This window comes from Terriglobales bacterium, from assembly GCA_035567895.1.
Classification (GTDB): Bacteria; Acidobacteriota; Terriglobia; order Terriglobales; family Acidobacteriaceae; genus Gp1-AA112.
Genome location: DATMPC010000028.1, coordinates 177,566 through 193,641 on the forward strand (window position 1 = coordinate 177,566; position 16,076 = coordinate 193,641).

14 protein-coding genes are annotated in these 16,076 nt (G+C 55.9%); 7 read left to right on the top strand and 7 right to left on the bottom strand.

Annotated features, from left to right (window positions below):
• Positions 1 to 79: 79 nt before the first annotated feature.
• The 3 genes from VNX88_07730 (at position 80) to VNX88_07740 (ending at position 2,658) form a co-directional block, all read left to right on the top strand.
• Positions 80 to 577, top strand: coding sequence for a twin-arginine translocation signal domain-containing protein (locus tag VNX88_07730; GenBank protein ID HWY68540.1), 498 nt, complete (start codon positions 80 to 82; stop codon positions 575 to 577).
• A gap of 207 nt (positions 578 to 784) precedes the next feature.
• The gene (locus VNX88_07735) at positions 785 to 1,042 is read left to right on the top strand and encodes a hypothetical protein (protein HWY68541.1); all 258 of its coding nucleotides are present in this window, start codon (positions 785 to 787) and stop codon (positions 1,040 to 1,042) included.
• Between the two features lie 119 nt (positions 1,043 to 1,161).
• Complete coding sequence (locus tag VNX88_07740; GenBank protein HWY68542.1) at positions 1,162 to 2,658, top strand: vanadium-dependent haloperoxidase; 1,497 nt, start codon at positions 1,162 to 1,164, stop codon at positions 2,656 to 2,658.
• A 70-nt stretch (positions 2,659 to 2,728) separates the two neighbouring features.
• Here VNX88_07740 and VNX88_07745 read toward each other — a convergent pair whose 3' ends face one another.
• A complete protein-coding gene (locus tag VNX88_07745; GenBank protein ID HWY68543.1) occupies positions 2,729 to 3,127 on the bottom strand; it encodes a response regulator in 399 nt (132 codons plus the stop codon).
• 181 nt (positions 3,128 to 3,308) lie between these two features.
• Between VNX88_07745 and VNX88_07750 the strand changes: the two genes are divergently transcribed.
• Positions 3,309 to 4,112 carry a hypothetical protein gene (locus VNX88_07750; GenBank protein ID HWY68544.1) on the top strand — a complete coding sequence of 268 codons (804 nt, stop codon included), beginning with the start codon at positions 3,309 to 3,311 and terminating at the stop codon, positions 4,110 to 4,112.
• A 422-nt stretch (positions 4,113 to 4,534) separates the two neighbouring features.
• On the opposite strand, the gene VNX88_07755 is transcribed toward VNX88_07750, so the two are convergent.
• Complete coding sequence (locus tag VNX88_07755; protein ID HWY68545.1) at positions 4,535 to 5,794, bottom strand: AAA family ATPase; 1,260 nt, start codon at positions 5,792 to 5,794, stop codon at positions 4,535 to 4,537.
• 556 nt (positions 5,795 to 6,350) lie between these two features.
• Positions 6,351 to 9,791, bottom strand: coding sequence for a glycosyltransferase (locus VNX88_07760; protein ID HWY68546.1), 3,441 nt, complete (start codon positions 9,789 to 9,791; stop codon positions 6,351 to 6,353).
• Between the two features lie 130 nt (positions 9,792 to 9,921).
• On the opposite strand from VNX88_07760, the gene VNX88_07765 reads away from it, so the two are divergent.
• On the top strand, positions 9,922 to 11,301 hold the full coding sequence (locus VNX88_07765) for a glycosyltransferase family 39 protein (GenBank protein HWY68547.1): 1,380 nt from the start codon (positions 9,922 to 9,924) through the stop codon (positions 11,299 to 11,301).
• Between the two features lie 404 nt (positions 11,302 to 11,705).
• Here VNX88_07765 and VNX88_07770 read toward each other — a convergent pair whose 3' ends face one another.
• From VNX88_07770 to VNX88_07780, 3 genes are all read right to left on the bottom strand, one after another.
• On the bottom strand, positions 11,706 to 11,924 hold the full coding sequence (locus VNX88_07770) for a hypothetical protein (GenBank protein HWY68548.1): 219 nt from the start codon (positions 11,922 to 11,924) through the stop codon (positions 11,706 to 11,708).
• 135 nt (positions 11,925 to 12,059) lie between these two features.
• Entirely contained in the window at positions 12,060 to 12,650 is a 591-nt protein-coding gene (locus VNX88_07775) for an outer membrane lipoprotein carrier protein LolA (protein ID HWY68549.1), read from the bottom strand.
• Between the two features lie 244 nt (positions 12,651 to 12,894).
• Positions 12,895 to 13,302 (bottom strand): hypothetical protein, encoded by a 408-nt coding sequence (locus tag VNX88_07780; GenBank protein ID HWY68550.1) that lies wholly within the window; start codon positions 13,300 to 13,302, stop codon positions 12,895 to 12,897.
• Positions 13,303 to 13,537: 235 nt separating this feature from the next.
• Between VNX88_07780 and VNX88_07785 the strand changes: the two genes are divergently transcribed.
• Both VNX88_07785 and VNX88_07790 read left to right on the top strand, forming a co-directional pair.
• Positions 13,538 to 13,984, top strand: a complete 447-nt coding sequence (locus VNX88_07785) for a hypothetical protein (GenBank protein ID HWY68551.1) — start codon at positions 13,538 to 13,540, stop codon at positions 13,982 to 13,984.
• On the top strand, positions 13,984 to 14,388 hold the full coding sequence (locus VNX88_07790) for a response regulator (GenBank protein ID HWY68552.1): 405 nt from the start codon (positions 13,984 to 13,986) through the stop codon (positions 14,386 to 14,388). The genes VNX88_07785 and VNX88_07790 overlap by 1 nt, the downstream gene beginning before the upstream one ends.
• A 326-nt stretch (positions 14,389 to 14,714) precedes the next feature.
• On the opposite strand, the gene serS is transcribed toward VNX88_07790, so the two are convergent.
• Positions 14,715 to 16,001, bottom strand: coding sequence for a serine--tRNA ligase (gene serS, locus VNX88_07795; GenBank protein HWY68553.1), 1,287 nt, complete (start codon positions 15,999 to 16,001; stop codon positions 14,715 to 14,717).
• Positions 16,002 to 16,076: the final 75 nt, after the last annotated feature.

The following is a 16,076-nucleotide window of genomic DNA, read 5'->3' on the forward strand; positions in this document are numbered from 1 at the left end:
TTAACAGGGCTCATTGGGAAAGTTCTGCATCCCTTGCGGAACGAAAAACAGCACTCCTATGAAAGAAAGGGAGGGCCCCATGAAAGAAAACAGGACCCAAGGCCCATTCGCACGTAACCTTTCCAGGCGTGGCTTGCTCACCGGAGTTGGAGTTGCCGGCGGCGGGCTGCTTCTGGGTTCATCTTTTCCACTAACTACTTTCGCGGATGACGACGAGCATGAACAGTCTTGCAATGCTGGAGAACTGTGTTCGTCGCCAGATCCGATTCCGCACGTGAATGAAGCGGTCCTCGCCGGATTCGGCGTTAAGGCCCACTTCTTCTTTCCGGGTCCAGTTGAAGGCACGGCGGCGGCTACCGACCCGACGGGAGCACATCCTGGCGGTCGCGATCCGTCTGCGATTTACGACTTCAAAGGGTTCATCGGTTCGGCCGATTTGGTTCTGACCGGTACCGGGACAGATCTGAACACTAACAAGAGCGACAAGTACACCTTCCACACTGACAGCCGTTTCATGTCTGGTGTATTCCTAGGCACCGACGGGAAGAAGCATCGAGGCAACTTCGCCTTTATTTGACTCGACAGCCTTCCGGGCTCGGGTAGCCCTTTAGGACCACACTCTTACGACCTGGGCATCTCACGCACCACTCTGTTTTGGACCGATCTGACATCGCCCTCCAGCGTCAGGGTCGATTTTGACGAGGCTGAGGCGGTACTGCACATCCGAAATTACTGCGCGCTCGATGCCTTCGCTGTTCCGAACAGCCTGGACGCGAGCCATCCGATGGGTCATCCTGTTGCTGCCGTTCTCAACTCCTTCAAAATGCGTTGGAGCGGAGTGAAGCGGAAGACCTCGTTTACGTCCACGGATCCACAAGATAAGTTCACTGGAGATTTCATCGAGGACTCTTGCGAAATCGAAGTGGACGTTACCACGCTTCCCAGCACCGGACACGGGTTCCATTTCGTTTCCGATCCGGGAGGCACCACGATCAGCCACTTCGCCCAAATCGGGAAAGAGCGGAACGGCGCGTTCGTGTAGCCTGGAAGATTCCCCCAATCTTTCAGCAAAGATGCGGTTGGGGTTCTTCGCCGGCTTGGCCGGCGAGGAATCCTGCCTGGTGCTGTCCTGTTCAAACTTTTTGATCACGGAGCCCTGGTATGAAGCACGTTCGAGCCTGTGCTGTCGTTGTCTTTGTTGTTCTAATTCTTGCTTCGGCGGTTTCGAGTTATGCGCAGGATCCCACCATTGTGGTGCAGTGGAACCAAGCGGTATTGCAGGGCGTGCGCGACAGCACGCTGGGTCCGCCGATGGTGGCTCGCGCTCTCGCGATCGTGCATACCTGCACTTACGATGCCTGGGCCGCCTACGACAAGCATGCCGTCGGCACCCAGCTTGACGGGCAATTGCGGCGTCCCAAAAAGGAACGTACCCTTGCAAACAAGAACAAAGCCATCAGCTTTGCCGCGTACAGTGCGGCGGTCGACTTGCTGCCGGGCGACAAGATCAAGGTCTTCGATCCGCTGATGGCGCAGCTTGGATACGATATCAACGACACCTCCGCCGACACGAGAACGCCCAGCGGCATCGGCAACGTGGCTTGCGCTGCCGTTCTCGCTTTCCGCCACGGCGATGGCTCAAACCAACTCGGCAATCTCACTGCTAGTGGAGTGCCTTACGCCGACTACACCGGCTATATTCCCGTGAACAAACCAAGCACGGTGCCGGTGAGTGACTTGTCCACAGTGATCGATCCGAATCACTGGCAGCCGCTTACTTATAACAACGGGACAAAGGTTGTCACTCCTGCATTTGTCGGCGCGCAGTGGTTTAAGGTGGTTCCCTTTGCCCTGACCCCTCCTGATCAATTTCTGCCGTTCATCTCCAGCTTCGGGCCCGCGCTTAACGGCTCGACCACGTTTTTCCAACAAGCTAAAGACGTGTTGGCTCTGAGCGCCGGCCTGACCGACGAGCAAAAGATGATCGCGGAATATTGGGCCAACGGCCCGCATTCGGAGCTGCCTCCCGGACATTGGGACCTGTTCGCGCAATTCGTCTCCGCCCGCGATCATCACACCGTCGACGAGGACGTGCAGATGTTCTTCGCTCTCACGAACGCAATCTTCGACGCCGGAATCGCCTGCTGGGACGCCAAGCGTCACTTCGACTCGGTACGTCCGGTGACCGCGATTCCCTTCCTGTTTCATGGCCAGCAGGTGCAGGCATGGGGAGGCCCTGGAAAGGGAACGATCACGATCGACGGAGCGCACTGGATTCCTTACCAACCCAGCACGTTTCCAACCCCTCCGTTCCCGGAATACACCTCCGGGCACAGCACCTTCAGCGCGGCTGGCGCGGAGATCTTGAAGCGATTCACCGGCAGCGATCACTTCGGGGCCTCGGTCACCTTCGCTCCCGGGAGCTCAACGACCGAACCGGGGCTCACGCCGCATCAAGCAGTGACGCTCTCCTGGGCAACGTTCACCGACGCAGCAGATCAGGCCGGCATCTCACGCCGCTACGGAGGCATTCACTTCGAACTCGGAGATCTCGTGGGAAGAAAAACAGGCAGGCTCGTGGCCAAGCAGGCCTGGAAGAAGTCGCTGAGCTACTTCCATCCTGACAAGAACGACGATCGGGATAGGGACGAGGACTAGAAAGCACTTCGCGAAAGACGACTTAGGAGTGCGTTCCAAGACAGCCAGATCGAGTGGGGAGCCACGGAGCTCACTTTGCTGTCCTGTCCTTTGTTCCCTTCTGCAGCAACCGTTCCACATTCTTTTTCAGGAGAGCCGTACTGACAGGCTTGCTTTGATACGTACTAAACCCAGCAGACGTGATTTCCTCGTGATCTTGCGGATCAAATCCGGTCAAGGCAATTACAGGTATGGATGCCAGGTTGTTGTCGCGTCGAAGTGCCTGGACAAGGCCGATGCCGTCCAGGACCGGCATCTTAATGTCGCACACTACAAGGTCCGGCGGGCTCGCAAGTATTTTTTGCAGTGCATCGGCACCATTCCGCGCCGCGATTACGTCGTATCCCCAACTCTGAAGAAGCTCAGTCAGAAGCTCGCGGCTAGAGGGGTCATCTTCGGCGATTACGATTTTGGTCGCGTTGGAGTTCACTTGGAGCGCCAGCCGGTCTTCCCCGCCTAGAGATTATCTCTATTTTGCGAATGTTTGCACTCTCCACGGCCCAAACTTCTTCCACCCCGGCTGGAACCGAGCGTCAACGTTACTCATTGAGAGTCACAGCTCCGAACCGTCTTGTAGGAGGGAGATCGACAGAGCCATTCCGAGAGCGTCGGTGTCTAACCTTGCCATGCTTTCCAGGGTGGCTCGAACTCTTGTCCTCAGTGTTTGGCTTGCTGGCCTGGGGCTGGCACAGAACGCCACAACACGGACCGTGCACGTGTTCGTTGCCCTTGCCGACAACCAGCACCAGGGTATCGTTCCCGTTCCGGCACGCTTAGGAAACGGACTCGATGCCAGGAACAATCTGTATTGGGGTGCGGCCGCCGGTGTAAAGACGTTCTTTGCCCGTAGCTCCGACTGGGCACTGCTCGAGTGCCGCGAGAGACCGGAGCCCGACGTTCTGGAACGCTGCATCTTCAGGCATCGTAGGGCAGATGTGTATCTCGTTGCGGACGCTTATCGCGGAGACGAAATCCGGCACGCGCTCCTCAACTTCTTCGACGCCGCTGCTGGAGCTGCTCCAGAGACAATCACCTTATCGTCGACGACACAAGCAGGAAAGCCGGCCATCCATGGCGGGGCGAACTTAGTCGTCTATGTAGGGCACGATGGTCTGATGGATTTTCAGTTGCCGCAGGTAACACGCAAGAAGAACGAAATCCGTCGCGACGCAATCATCCTCGCATGCGCCAGCAAACAATACTTTGCCGAACCGTTGCGCACATCCGGCGCTTATCCCCTGTTATGGACTACGAATTTGATGGCTCCAGAGGCTTACACCCTGAAGAGCGCACTCGATGGCTGGATCGCTGGCGAAAAGAATGATCAGATCCGCGAACGAGCGGCAACAGCCTACGACAAATACCAGAAATGCGGCCATCCTGCCGCGCTCCGCCTGTTTGCCACCGGGTGGTAATCTGAAATTGTTCCGCGCCTACGGCGTTCTAAATTCTTCTCACGCGATCCCAACGCTTCCGCGATTGGCCTAATCCTCGGTTTTGCGCCTACGGCGCTCGCTTTTCGTTCTGCTCGCACATGTTCACGGCATCTCCCGCTCCTTAGGCGAAGTAACCGTAGTCTTCACCACTGGCCAAACTCACAGATGTTTTCCCAAACATCCGATACTACTTTTTCTGAGACTGTCATCCCTCGCTCCGCCAACATGCAGTTTGCAGTTCCAACCAACTGCAGTTGCGGAGCGGGGGATCTGCTGTTTCTTAAGCGGCACGAACAACAACAGATCCCCCGGCCCGCAGTAGCTTCGAGGAAGATCTACCTCCACCGTGCGGGCCGAGGGATGACAGTGTTAGTAGAGATTTCGCGCACTTCAAATTTCGGTCAGGCTACAACCTCCTGGCGCGTTTCCATGCGTTCAAGCTCTTCTCCTTGCTCCAAAGCCAGAAGCAGACCTTGAAACTCTGCCATCGTCGCCGCAAAGTGCGCCTGGGCAAAGTCTCGAGCTTCGATCTCTGACGCTTCGGGAAAGAATCTGCGATAAAGTCCGATCTTCTGAGACTCCGCAGCTTCTCCCATGAAGAGCTTGTAATCGATGCGTCCGTGACGCAGCAACGCCGGATCCAGCTCCTCGACCTTGTTCGTGGTCATTACAAACACCACATTCTCGGGAGCGTGGAAACCATCGAGAACGTTCAGCAGTCCCGAAAGCGTAACGTTGAGGCCTGCCGGGGAATCGTTCTTCTGATTCCCGCTTGTTGTCTCCTGCTTGCTACGTACCTCCTCCGCTCCCGGCCTGCGGTTGCCAGCCTTCATGCAGTCGATGTCCTCGAACAGAATGATCGAGTTCTCAGGGACATTGTTCATTGCGCTCTTGAGCGACCGATCGTTGAACTCGACCAGGTTCACGGCATAGATCGACATTCCGAACTTCGCCGCCACGGCCGAGACCAGCGATGTCTTTCCCGTTCCGGGAGGTCCGTAGAGTAGATACCCACGGTGATACGGCACTCCCAGCCGGCGATAACGCTCCCGCGATTCCCTGAACTTCTGGAGATCGAGAATCAGGTGCTCCTTCTCTCCCGGCCTCAGAATTACTGACTCCAGCAAGCGCGGCGCGTAGGCCTGAACGTAGTCCCACCCGTCGTCGTACACGTACAGGTACGAGGCTGTCTTTAGCTTCTTCTTGTGGCACGCTACGACTTCCTCGACGAACTTCTTCAGGAACTTCTGGTCCCTGCCGATGGTTCGAAAGGTAAGCGACTCGATGCGGCGCGTGCTCCTGCCCTGCGCTTCTTGGCCTCGGTAAAACCAAACCCAGAACGGACGACCAGCATGCCAGAACCAGTGCCTTCCCGGTGCGGGAATCAGAGCCAGCTCTTCGCCGCGAAGAGTTGTGTCGAGATCGAGATAACGAATTCGCTTCAGAAATTCCTGCTCCAGGAACCATTCCTTCACCCACACGAATGCCATGTCATCGTCCTTGACGGTGATCATCATCACCGTCTGTCGGACGATCCAGTACCAAAGCTGCAAGGGCAACTCGCGCAGATACACGCCGAGCCCGCCGACGATCATCAGCAGCAGTCCGCCAGAGGCAAACTGGTTTTGGCCGCTCAGAATGTGTTTCAAAAAATCCAACATACGTTCGTTTTCTAACCGGTCAATTTCCGGACGTGTTCAATTGGGACCGCCGCGCGGGTGTTGGTCGGCAACACGAAGCAGCCACACTCTTGCGAGACCCTAGATCGGTCGAGACACGACTCAATGTTCTCGTGTTTCCATCGAACACCGCGCGAGGGCGCGCGACGGTCCTCACGATTTACAGTCGAAGGAACCGCGGCTTGCGCCACCCAGCGATGTATTAGTTTTTGCGGAAGAGCGCCGAGAAGTCGGCTTAGTGCGACCGAAGCGACGCCCTAATGCAACCGCACCAATGTCTTGGTATCGGTTGCCCGCTTAGCGTTTTAGTTGTGAAATTCGCCAATTCGGGCGTCCTTTCGTAAGAAGATAATTCAAGATGCCATGAGGTTTGGTTTTTTGCAAGACCAAAATTGCACTGAAGAGAGGCGAACATGAAGGTCACGAAGGCAAAAGAGTAAGGTCACAAAGAAATCTTCGTGACCTCATCTGTTTCCTTCGTGACCGGAGCCTGCCCTGAGCGCAGTCGAACGGGTGTTCGCTCTTGGGTTTGCCTTTCTCAATCTCCCCCATGCGACAACGCCGCGGTTCTTTCTAACTTTTCCCATGAGAACGCTCGCCCGTCGATGGCTCGTTTGATTGTTTTGAAAAGAACTACTGAAAACACCTGGCGGTACGTGAAGCGCTGAATCCAAATGTCGGCGAGGAGCCAATAATCTTCGTGTTGGCGTGGGTCGCGGCGTTCTAGCGCGAATGCTAGCGATGAGGCGAGGAAATCGATGATGAGGAAGCTGACAAAATAAATCACCAACTTTTGGAAGGTTGCGGGATTGGCGGCGTAGGGATGGAAGTGGCGATCGATCAGATACCAGAGAGCACTGACGACGAACATCACGTCGATGAGCGGCGAGACGAGCGGGAGCATGATTTGGAAGATGACGATGTTCGGCAGCGCGAACCAGCCTAGCGCGCCGCGGCGGAGCAGGGCTCCGCGATGTTTCCAGACTGCCTGCAGGATGCCGAAGGACCAGCGGAAGCGCTGGCGCATCAGACCACGCGCGCTTACCGGGGCTTCGGTATAGGCGAGGGCGCGGTCTTCGTAGATTACTCGGTAGCCGCTGCGCAGCATGTTCATGGTCAGATCGGCGTCTTCGGCTACGGTGTTTACGTGATAGCCGCCTGCCTTGCGTACCGTTTCGGTACGCCACGCGCCTAGCGCGCCGGGAACCACCGTTACGGCGCCGAGGAGGTCGAGGGCGCGACGCTCGAAGTTCTGACTGGTGATGTATTCGAGCGCCTGCCAGCGCGTCCAGATATTCACGCGGTTTCCCACTTTGGCATTGCCGGCTACTGCTCCGATTCGTTGGTCCGCAAAGTGAGGGATCAGGCGGGCGATGGCTTCGCGGGCGATTACCGTGTCGGCGTCGATGCCGACGTAGAAATCTTCGGTCACGTGCTCCAGGCCGTAGTTCAACGCTTCGGCTTTGCCGGAGTTCGGCTTGGTCAACACAATCACTCTTCCAGCGTTGATTTCATTTTGGAACTTGTTGGTGGCGATCTCCAGCGTGCGGTCTTTCGAGCCGTCGTCGATGACGATCACCCGCAGGTTGGCATAGTGGGACGCGAGCACCGAGCGGATCGTGCGCTCGATGACCTTTTCTTCGTTATATGCGGGGATGAGAACAGCGACCGGCGGTTGAAACTTGGGATCGAGGTTCTGCGATGACGAGCCGCGGATGCGGTCGGTGGTGGCGAGTGCGCCAATAATAAGGAGGCGTCCGGTCATCAGGATGTCGCCGAGGAAGAAGATCATCTGCACGCCGATGAGGACGATGCTGAACATCCAGAAGGCCAGGTTGTCTACGCGCGCCGCCCACACTTCGCGCGGCGCCGTGAGTTCTGGCATCACCTGGGCTCGCGTCTGGTCGATGAGCGTCGACACAGGAACGATCTCGTAACCTCGGGCACGGATTCCGTCGATGATCGCCGGCAGGGCCTTTACCGTTTGTGTGCGATCACCACCGCCATCGTGCAGAAGAATGATGTTGCCTTTGTCGAGGTTCTTGAAAACGTTTTCCGCGATTTGTTCGGCGCTGTAGCGCGGACTCATTGACCAGTCGCTGGGATCGATCTTGTCGCCCACCGTGATGTAGCCCATCTCCTGCGTGAGTTCGAGCGGCTTGACCTGGTCGGCAGTATCGGGTTCCTGATCGATCGAGTACGGCGGGCGAAAGAAGCGGGGCTTAACTCCGAGCTTGGCGCCGAAGAGGCGCTCGGTGACGTTGATCTCCGTTTCAAATCGCCACGGCGAAATCTCCTCGATGTTCGGATGAGTGAGCGTGTGATTGCCGATCTCGTGGCCTTCGTCGTAAATGCGTTTCACCAAGCCGGGATCGTTTTCTGACGGAATGCCGATGAGAAAGAACGTTGCCAGTGCGTGCTTGCGCTTGAGTACATCGAGGATCTGCGGCGTATAGGTTGGATCGGGACCATCGTCGAAGGTGATCGCGATCTTCTTCTCTTTGTACCCATAAGCTTCGAGCTGATACGGATTCGGTAGCTTCGTGAAATGCTCTTCGGTTACCAGTTCCGAATCGGGATCGACCACGACTGTCCGCTTGCCAGGCGACGGACGCTGCATGATACGCAGGATCTCGCCTCGTCCTTCGATGGACACGTCCGGACCAGAAGGAACTTCAGCAAGTTTCGTTACGGGATCGGAGGCGCGTGGCTTGTCCCAGATTTCCCAGAGTGAACGGTCTTCGGAGCCGAGGCGCCACAACGCAAAAGTCCGAATGCCCATGTTGCGCGCGGCGCGCATTTGATTCAACGCGGTTACGGCGTCGAGAAACCAGATCTGATGCGTGGTACCGTCGTCCTCGTCGTACGCGAAGTGCGGATTGAGCGAGTCGGAATCGAGGTCGATGGGCGTCTCGGACTCGGCCGAACGAATCCACGCGTCCTGCACGGAAAGATTGCAGACTGTCGAGTGCGTCCCCTCAGGACACTCCACCGGCTTGTTGCCCCACTCGTACCCATAATTTCCGATCGCGATGATGAGCTTGTCACGAGGAATAATTTTCAGCGCCTTCTGAATATTGCCGACGAAGAAGGCGTGACTCGCTACCGGTCCGGCTTTGCTCTCCGACTGATGCTCGTCGTAATTCATAAGGATGAGACCGTCGGAATTATCGGCAAGGTACTTGTAGTTGAAGTCGTCGTCGTCGGCCGGGACGTTGATGTACATCTTCAGTCCGCGGCCGTGAAGGTCGGCGGCCATCTCGCCGATCAGAGCGTTGAAGGCGGGCTGAGCGGTGCGCGGAAAGTCCTCAAAGTCGACCGAAACGCCCTTAAACTTGTTGTCGGAAGCCAGAAAAGTGAGCAGTTGGCGCCTGAAATTTGCGCGTCCATCGGCGTTACCGAAGAAGTCTCCAACGTTTTGCAGCCACTTTCCCGATGCGGGATCGAAGTTATTGACCAGCGGAAAGACCTCAATGTCGGCTTTTGTCTGCCGAATAAGCGGCATTACCTGGTCGTCAACCTGGTGAATTGACGTGCCGCGAACGACGTCAAACATCTCGTTAGTAAGCGGATCGGAGCCTTGAATGCGTCCGTCAGGCGTCAAAACGTGCAGCCATTCCGGGTATAGCAGGTCGATTTGCGGCAGATATTCCTTCAGCGAAGAGTACGCACCCTTGTCCCAGGTGACGTAAAACGCTGCGCGTAAGCCCTCATCTTCGTTCAGTGGAACCTGCGAAGGCGGTTTTTTCGTCTTGCGATGCGATCCGCGAGCAGGGCCAGCGTGCTTTTTTGTGTCGCGAACGGGCTTATAAGTACGCTTGGTTTCGGGCCAAATCGTCTGCGGTAGAGCCTCAGAACGCAGCGATGTGTACATGAAAACGGCCACAACAAGCGTAATTACGATCCCGGAAATGTGCATTAGCAGGCGCAGATTGCGCCAGCGCTTGAGTTGTGGATCGTAAAAAACCGGCTTGGCCATGCGGAATCAGCTACTAAGCTGCTAAGCTTCTGAGCTTTTAAGCGTTGTTAACGACACGAAAAGTGCGCCTGGAAGATGTCAATTTCGTTGCATAAAGCTTAACAGCTTAGAAGCCTAGGAGCTTAGCAGCTTGTTTTCCCGCAACAAAGTGTACTTCTTAGTCCTGACTTTGCTGGGATTTGCGCTGCGCGGATACTTCCTGCACTGGCATTTCCTCTTCGAGGGCGACTCGCTGGTCTACGGCGATTTGGCCAAAAACTGGCTTTTGCACGGCGTTTACGGCATAACGGACAACGGCCAGGTGATGCCGGTGGACATCCGAATGCCTGGATATCCAGCGTTTTTGGCCGCAATTTTCAGGCTTTTTGGCATTGAACACTACGGCGCAGTGGTGCTTACGCAGCTTGGAATTGATCTCGCAACGTGCTTTCTGATCGCTGCAGGCGCGCGCCGATTGTGGTCTGAGAGTGCGGGAAAGATCGCTTTTGCGCTGGCCGTGCTGTGTCCTTTCACGGCGAACTACACCGCAACTCCCTTACCAGAGACCATCGCGATCTTTGGAGCGGCCTTCGCGCTCTTCTTTGCGCTTAGTGCGGTACAGAAAATGCGTCGCGCTCCATCCTGGGATGTCGCTCATTCCTTCGCAATCGGCGACTGGATTCTTTCCGGATTGGGAATCGCGTTGAGCATTTACCTGCGTCCGGACGGCGGAATACTCCTTGTTTCCATCGGTTTATACCTGCTTTGGCTGGCAATTACGCAGCGCGAGGGAGAATTTATATGGGTTGCCGTGCTGCTTGGGGTTGTTTCTTTGCTGCCGTTGCTGCCGTGGACGCTTCGCAACTGGCGCACATTGCAGGTAGTCGAGCCGTTAGCACCGTTCTATGCGCAGCTTCCGGGCGAATATGTGCCCAAAGGTTTTAATCGCTGGACGAAAACGTGGATGGTCGACTTCCTCTCCGTCATGAATGTGTACTGGAATGTGTCGGCAGAAGGCAATGGAGAGGCGGTCGATGTCAGCAACATCCCTTCGCGCGCGTACGATAACGCTGCTCAAAAGCAGAGTACGGAGCAGCTTTTTGCTCAATATAACCAGGCCTTGACGCTCACTCCCGAAATGGATCGAGCCTTTGCGGATCTCGCAGATGAGCGCATTCGTGCGCATCCTGTGCGGTATTACGTGATGTTACCCCTGGCAAGACTGGCGGATATGTGGCTGCGTCCGCGCACTGAGATGCTGAACCTGCAGCTTGACTGGTGGAATTGGGAGAATGTTCCGCAGGAATCGGCTGCATCGGTGGGGCTGGCGCTACTGAATCTGTTCTACGTCGCGGCTGCGTTGATGTCTTTGCAGCGCAAATTGCCGGGTAGCGCGATGCTATGGATGTTCATTTTGTGTCGTTCCGCGCTGCTGGCAACGCTTCCCAATCCGGAACCGCGTTACACCCTGGAGTGTTTTCCGGCCTTGTTGATGCTCGCGGGTGCTGGACTGGCGAGAGAGGCGAATTAAACCACGGAGTCACGGAGAAGGCAGAGGATGTCCCTTTGTGGCACAAACGCCCTCGGCTTTGGTTCTGACCCTCAGGGCTTACGCCGCTGGCTCCGCTTCTGTCGGCCCTTCGGGCCCGATTCAGGCTAAATTTCTCTCGGGACCAGGCCACGAATCCGACCTTCTGTCCCACACGCTGCCCGGCTAGCTAAGTGGCTGATCCTTAAATACTTATTTACAAAACCGAGTACTGTCCCAGTGTCCCGAAACCCCATGCATCCTGGGACAGTGGGACAGTAGCTTCTTGGAGAACAACCGTGAACTCGAGCGGTTGCCCCTTGTCGGCTTTGGGCGAAGCCAAAGCCGAGGGCGGGCTGTGCCACTTGGGCTGTGCCTCTCTCCGTGACTCCGTGGCGAAAAAGGTCTTACTCGGCGACGGGTCGATCCGACATGCGGAACTGGGTGCGGAAGTGTTCCGAGAGCAGGCCGATGGCTTCACGATTGGCGTCGGCATCGGTTTGCACGAGGTATTTCATGGCTTCGACCAGCAATTTCTGGCCCTGAATGTAGCGCTTGTCGCTGATGCGCGGAGTGCGGCGCCGCTTCGGGTCGGGGACTACAGGGAGGGTAAATAGTCTGGCCAAGCTCTGATCCTCGGAATTGGGGGACTGGACTACGAGAGTAGATAGGACTCAAAAACTCCCTCGTCCGTTGCCAGTATAGGTGGCGATCTACTCAGAGAAAAGAGACTTTTTTTGAAGTAACCGCTGGGTAAACGCCTATTTCCCCTTCACAGTCTTAACGCTGCCGGAAGTGTGCAGCTTAAACACATCGTCCGGAACTTTGCCGTTCAGCTTGATGTTGCTGTAGTCCGCTATGCGGTAGTCGCCGGAAGGCTCGAAGAACTGCTGTTTCAACGAGATTCCCCTCGCTGGATCGATCCAGATCACGATTTGGGCGAACATGTTCTTCACGTTCGGGGCCTTTGGTATTAGCTCCAGCTTTGCAGTTTTCACGCCATCTACGTTCTCGTAGCCAACGAATTTCACCTCGAACTGCATTGGCAGATCGTGTCCGCGACCGCCGAAGCCAAGGACCAGGAAGCTCTGAAATTGGTCGCGATTTTTGCCAGCGTCATATTCGTTCACTTGCTGGATCTTCGGCTGATAGAGACGGATCTTACCGTCGGCAAAGACCAGGTATTTCTGCTCCGGCGACTGAATGTTCGCCGACATCTGCGTCTCGCCTTTACCAGTGCGCCGGTAGTAGACCTTCCCCTTTTGGGTATCGGTTTCATTCACCACTTTCTGATACTGATCCCATACGAAGTCGGCCTCTGCATTACGAAACTGTGCTGCTGCAGAATCCATTTGCGTTAGTACGCCCTCGAGTGACGAGTTTGAACTAGCATTGGAAGCGGGCGCGTTAGCTTTCGCTTGCGCAAATGCAGAAGAGAAGCAGGACATGACGAGCGCCAGAATGACAGCGCCAACTCTCGCCAGCGGTCGCGCGATGGTGGCACCGCTGTGACCATCATTCCTAACGTGACAAGACTCTATGAGCACGAATTTCCTCATGAGGTTCTAACCCATCTGTGCAAGATTCGACTCGGAGCTACAGGCGACGGGCCCAGACGCGATAGCCTGTGATCTTCCCAGAATTGTCTCGCAGCGGTTCATAGCGCGTGATCTCCACGGCGCCGGCGATTGGATCCAGCGCTTTCTTGAGCGCTTGCTGCGCATCGGATTCGCTGGCGGCAACTCCCGAGGCATTCAATTCATACACGAATGCATTCGGCCCATCTGTTCGCACAACAATTTCGTTGGGATGCAGGCGTAGATAATTTGGGCTGTCCTTGAAGACATTGCGTGGAGTAAGAAAGATGAAGGCGAGAATTACGGTGACCATCACGTCGTAGTGCAATCCGCCACGCGGATGCGTCCACAGGATATAGCTCTTGAGGGTTTGGCCGGGACTCAGAAGATTCTCCTCGACTCTACTTAGTGTAGAGCCCGCTGCCACCGGCACGCAATCCGAGGTGCATTTCGGATGCACTTAGATGCGGAAATCGGCATTCGCGGCATGTACTTTTGTTCCTTCTACTCTGGATTTCCAACCAGTCTGCTCAATTTCGCGTGCTAAACTGACACTCTTAGTCCTCGCCCCGCGAACTATCTCGCGGACTCGGGCCGCCTCGTCAGCGCTCTTAAAACATAATTTCTGCGTTTTTTCTCTGGCCGGGAAAGCAGAAAGGATAGTGAAGCGTTCCAAGAACGGCGGCAAAATCCTCGTGTCAATCTGCTGCGGCATATTAGTTGGCGCAGCGATTGGAGCCATCCATTGGGCGATCGTGCCCCATGATCAGGAGCTGATGACTCACATCTTCCTGGGCGATCTCGTCGCCGCTCTCAGCACGATGATCGTGTGCCTGGCGATCCAGCTTCGGCAGGAAGAAGTGCATTTTGCCAGTGCCATGTCGCGTGCCGCCATCGTCTCGGAACTCAATCATCATGTGCGCAACGCCGTTTTTCCGTTGTGCCTGGCCGTCCAGAAGTCCGGCGACAAAGACGCTTCCCAACTCGCTAACGAGGCCGTAGAGCGCATCAATGTAGCGCTGAAAGAAGCAACCGCCGATGCCATTTCGGGACGCGCAAGCTATTCTGAAGAAACAGGATCAAAGAACGGGAGCCTACTTATACACTGATGTTTCGTATTCTCGTAGTCGACGATGAGCCTTCGATTCTCGGACTGCTTAAGACCATTATGGAACTGGCATCGTTCCAGGTTGAGGCCTTAGCCTCGGCAAAGCAGGCTGTTGTACGGCTTGGCGAGGAGAAATTCGACGTTGTCCTCACAGACATGAGGATGGAGACGCCTACGGCCGGATACGATGTAATTCGCATCGCCCGCCAACTTCAACCCCGACCAGCGATCGCGATTCTCACGGCATACCCGATTTCACCCGCCGAGTGGAAGCCCTCTGGAGCAGACGCCCTCTTCGTGAAGGGCAGCGAACTTGTAAGTCTTCCCGACAGATTAAAGGCGCTCATAAAGCAACGTGCACAACAGGAAACAGCCTCAGAGCCCCTTCTTCGGCGCGCTCGGTAAATCAGTAGTCGCTGCAAACAGGGGAGACGCGGCATGCTGCAGGCTTGTCCAAATTAGGAATCTAGCGATTTAGGGAGGGGCATCGGCTTCAGCCGTGCCGAGACGGAATCCATGATCGATCCGGCTTTAGCCGCTGCGGTGGATTCCGCTTCGTGACCGAAAACCTTAAATCGGTTGCTCGAAACCTAGTAGCTAAATCCATCGAGAAACACAACCCCAGCGGCTAAAGCCTGATCAATCCGAAACTTCAAACGGCTAATTTGGACAGCCCTGCAGCATGCTGCGTCTCTACACATGCACATTGCGCCCGCGGAGTGCCCATGTTTTCATCTCTTGCGCGCAACGATTCTCTCCACACCCATATACGGCCGCAGAGCCTCCGGAATCATTACGCTCCCATCCGCCTGCTGATAGTTCTCCAAGATCGCCAGCCAGGTACGCCCCACAGCGAGTCCACTGCCATTGATGGTATGCACGAACTCGCTTTTCTTCTTGCCCGCAGGACGAAAACGAATGTTTGCGCGTCGCGCTTGAAAGGCCTCAAAGTTTGAGCAGGAAGATATCTCCCGGAATAAGTTCTGTCCGGGCAGCCATACTTCAATGTCGTAGGTCTTAGCCGATCCGAATCCCATGTCGCCGGTGCACAGCGTGATCACGCGATAATGCAATCCGAGTCGCTGCAGCACAACCTCGGCATCGCGCGTTAGTTTCTCGTGATCGTCGTAGGAACGGTCTGGATGCGAAAACTTCACTAGTTCAACCTTTTGAAACTGGTGTTGACGAATGATGCCACGCACATCCTTTCCATACGAGCCGGCTTCGCTGCGGAAGCACGGCGTGTAGCCTGTTACCGAAATGGGAAGTTGACCCTCTTCGAGCGTCTCATCGCGATAAAGGTTTGTAAGCGGAACTTCGGCGGTGGGAATCAGCCAGAGATCGTGGTCTTGAAGCTTGAAGGAATCGCCGGCAAACTTGGGCAACTGTCCGGTGCCATACATGGACGCTGAATTCACCGCGTACGGAGGCAGCACCTCTGTATAACCATGCTGTCCGGTGTGCAGATCGAGCATGAAGTTTGCCAATGCGCGCTCCAGCTTCGCACCCAGATCCCAATACACAGCAAAGCGCGCTCCGGAGAGTTTTGTGGCCCGCTCCAGATCGAGCACTCCCAGCTGCTCGCCCAGTTCCCAATGTGGCTTTGCCTGAAAGCTGAATTGCGGCGGAGCTCCCCAACGCCGCACCTCGACGTTGTCGTGCTCGCTGCGCCCCAGGGGAACGCTCGCGTGTGGCAGGTTGGGAATTTGCGACATCACGCCACGCAGCTCCTCTTCGAGCTGTGCCGCGACCTTCTCCTGGCGCTCGCCTTCCTCGCGCAGAGACTTAGTCTCTTCCATTAGCGTGCTGGCATCTTCGCCCGCGCGCTTACGGCGTCCAACTTCTTCCGATTTCTTATTTCGCTCTGCTTTTAAATTTTCAGAAGCAGTGATCGCCTGGCGGCGTCGAGCATCGAGATCGCGAAATCCGCCCAGCAGTTCCTCGGGATTCATGCCACGCTGCCGAAGCTTCTCCTCCACTTCAGGCAAGTGCTCCCGAACGTAATTGAGATCGAGCATAAGACAATAAATGTATCAAGTTTCAGCGGGGAGACTTGAGATCGGGTGATTGGGCCATCGGGTGGAACAACACGA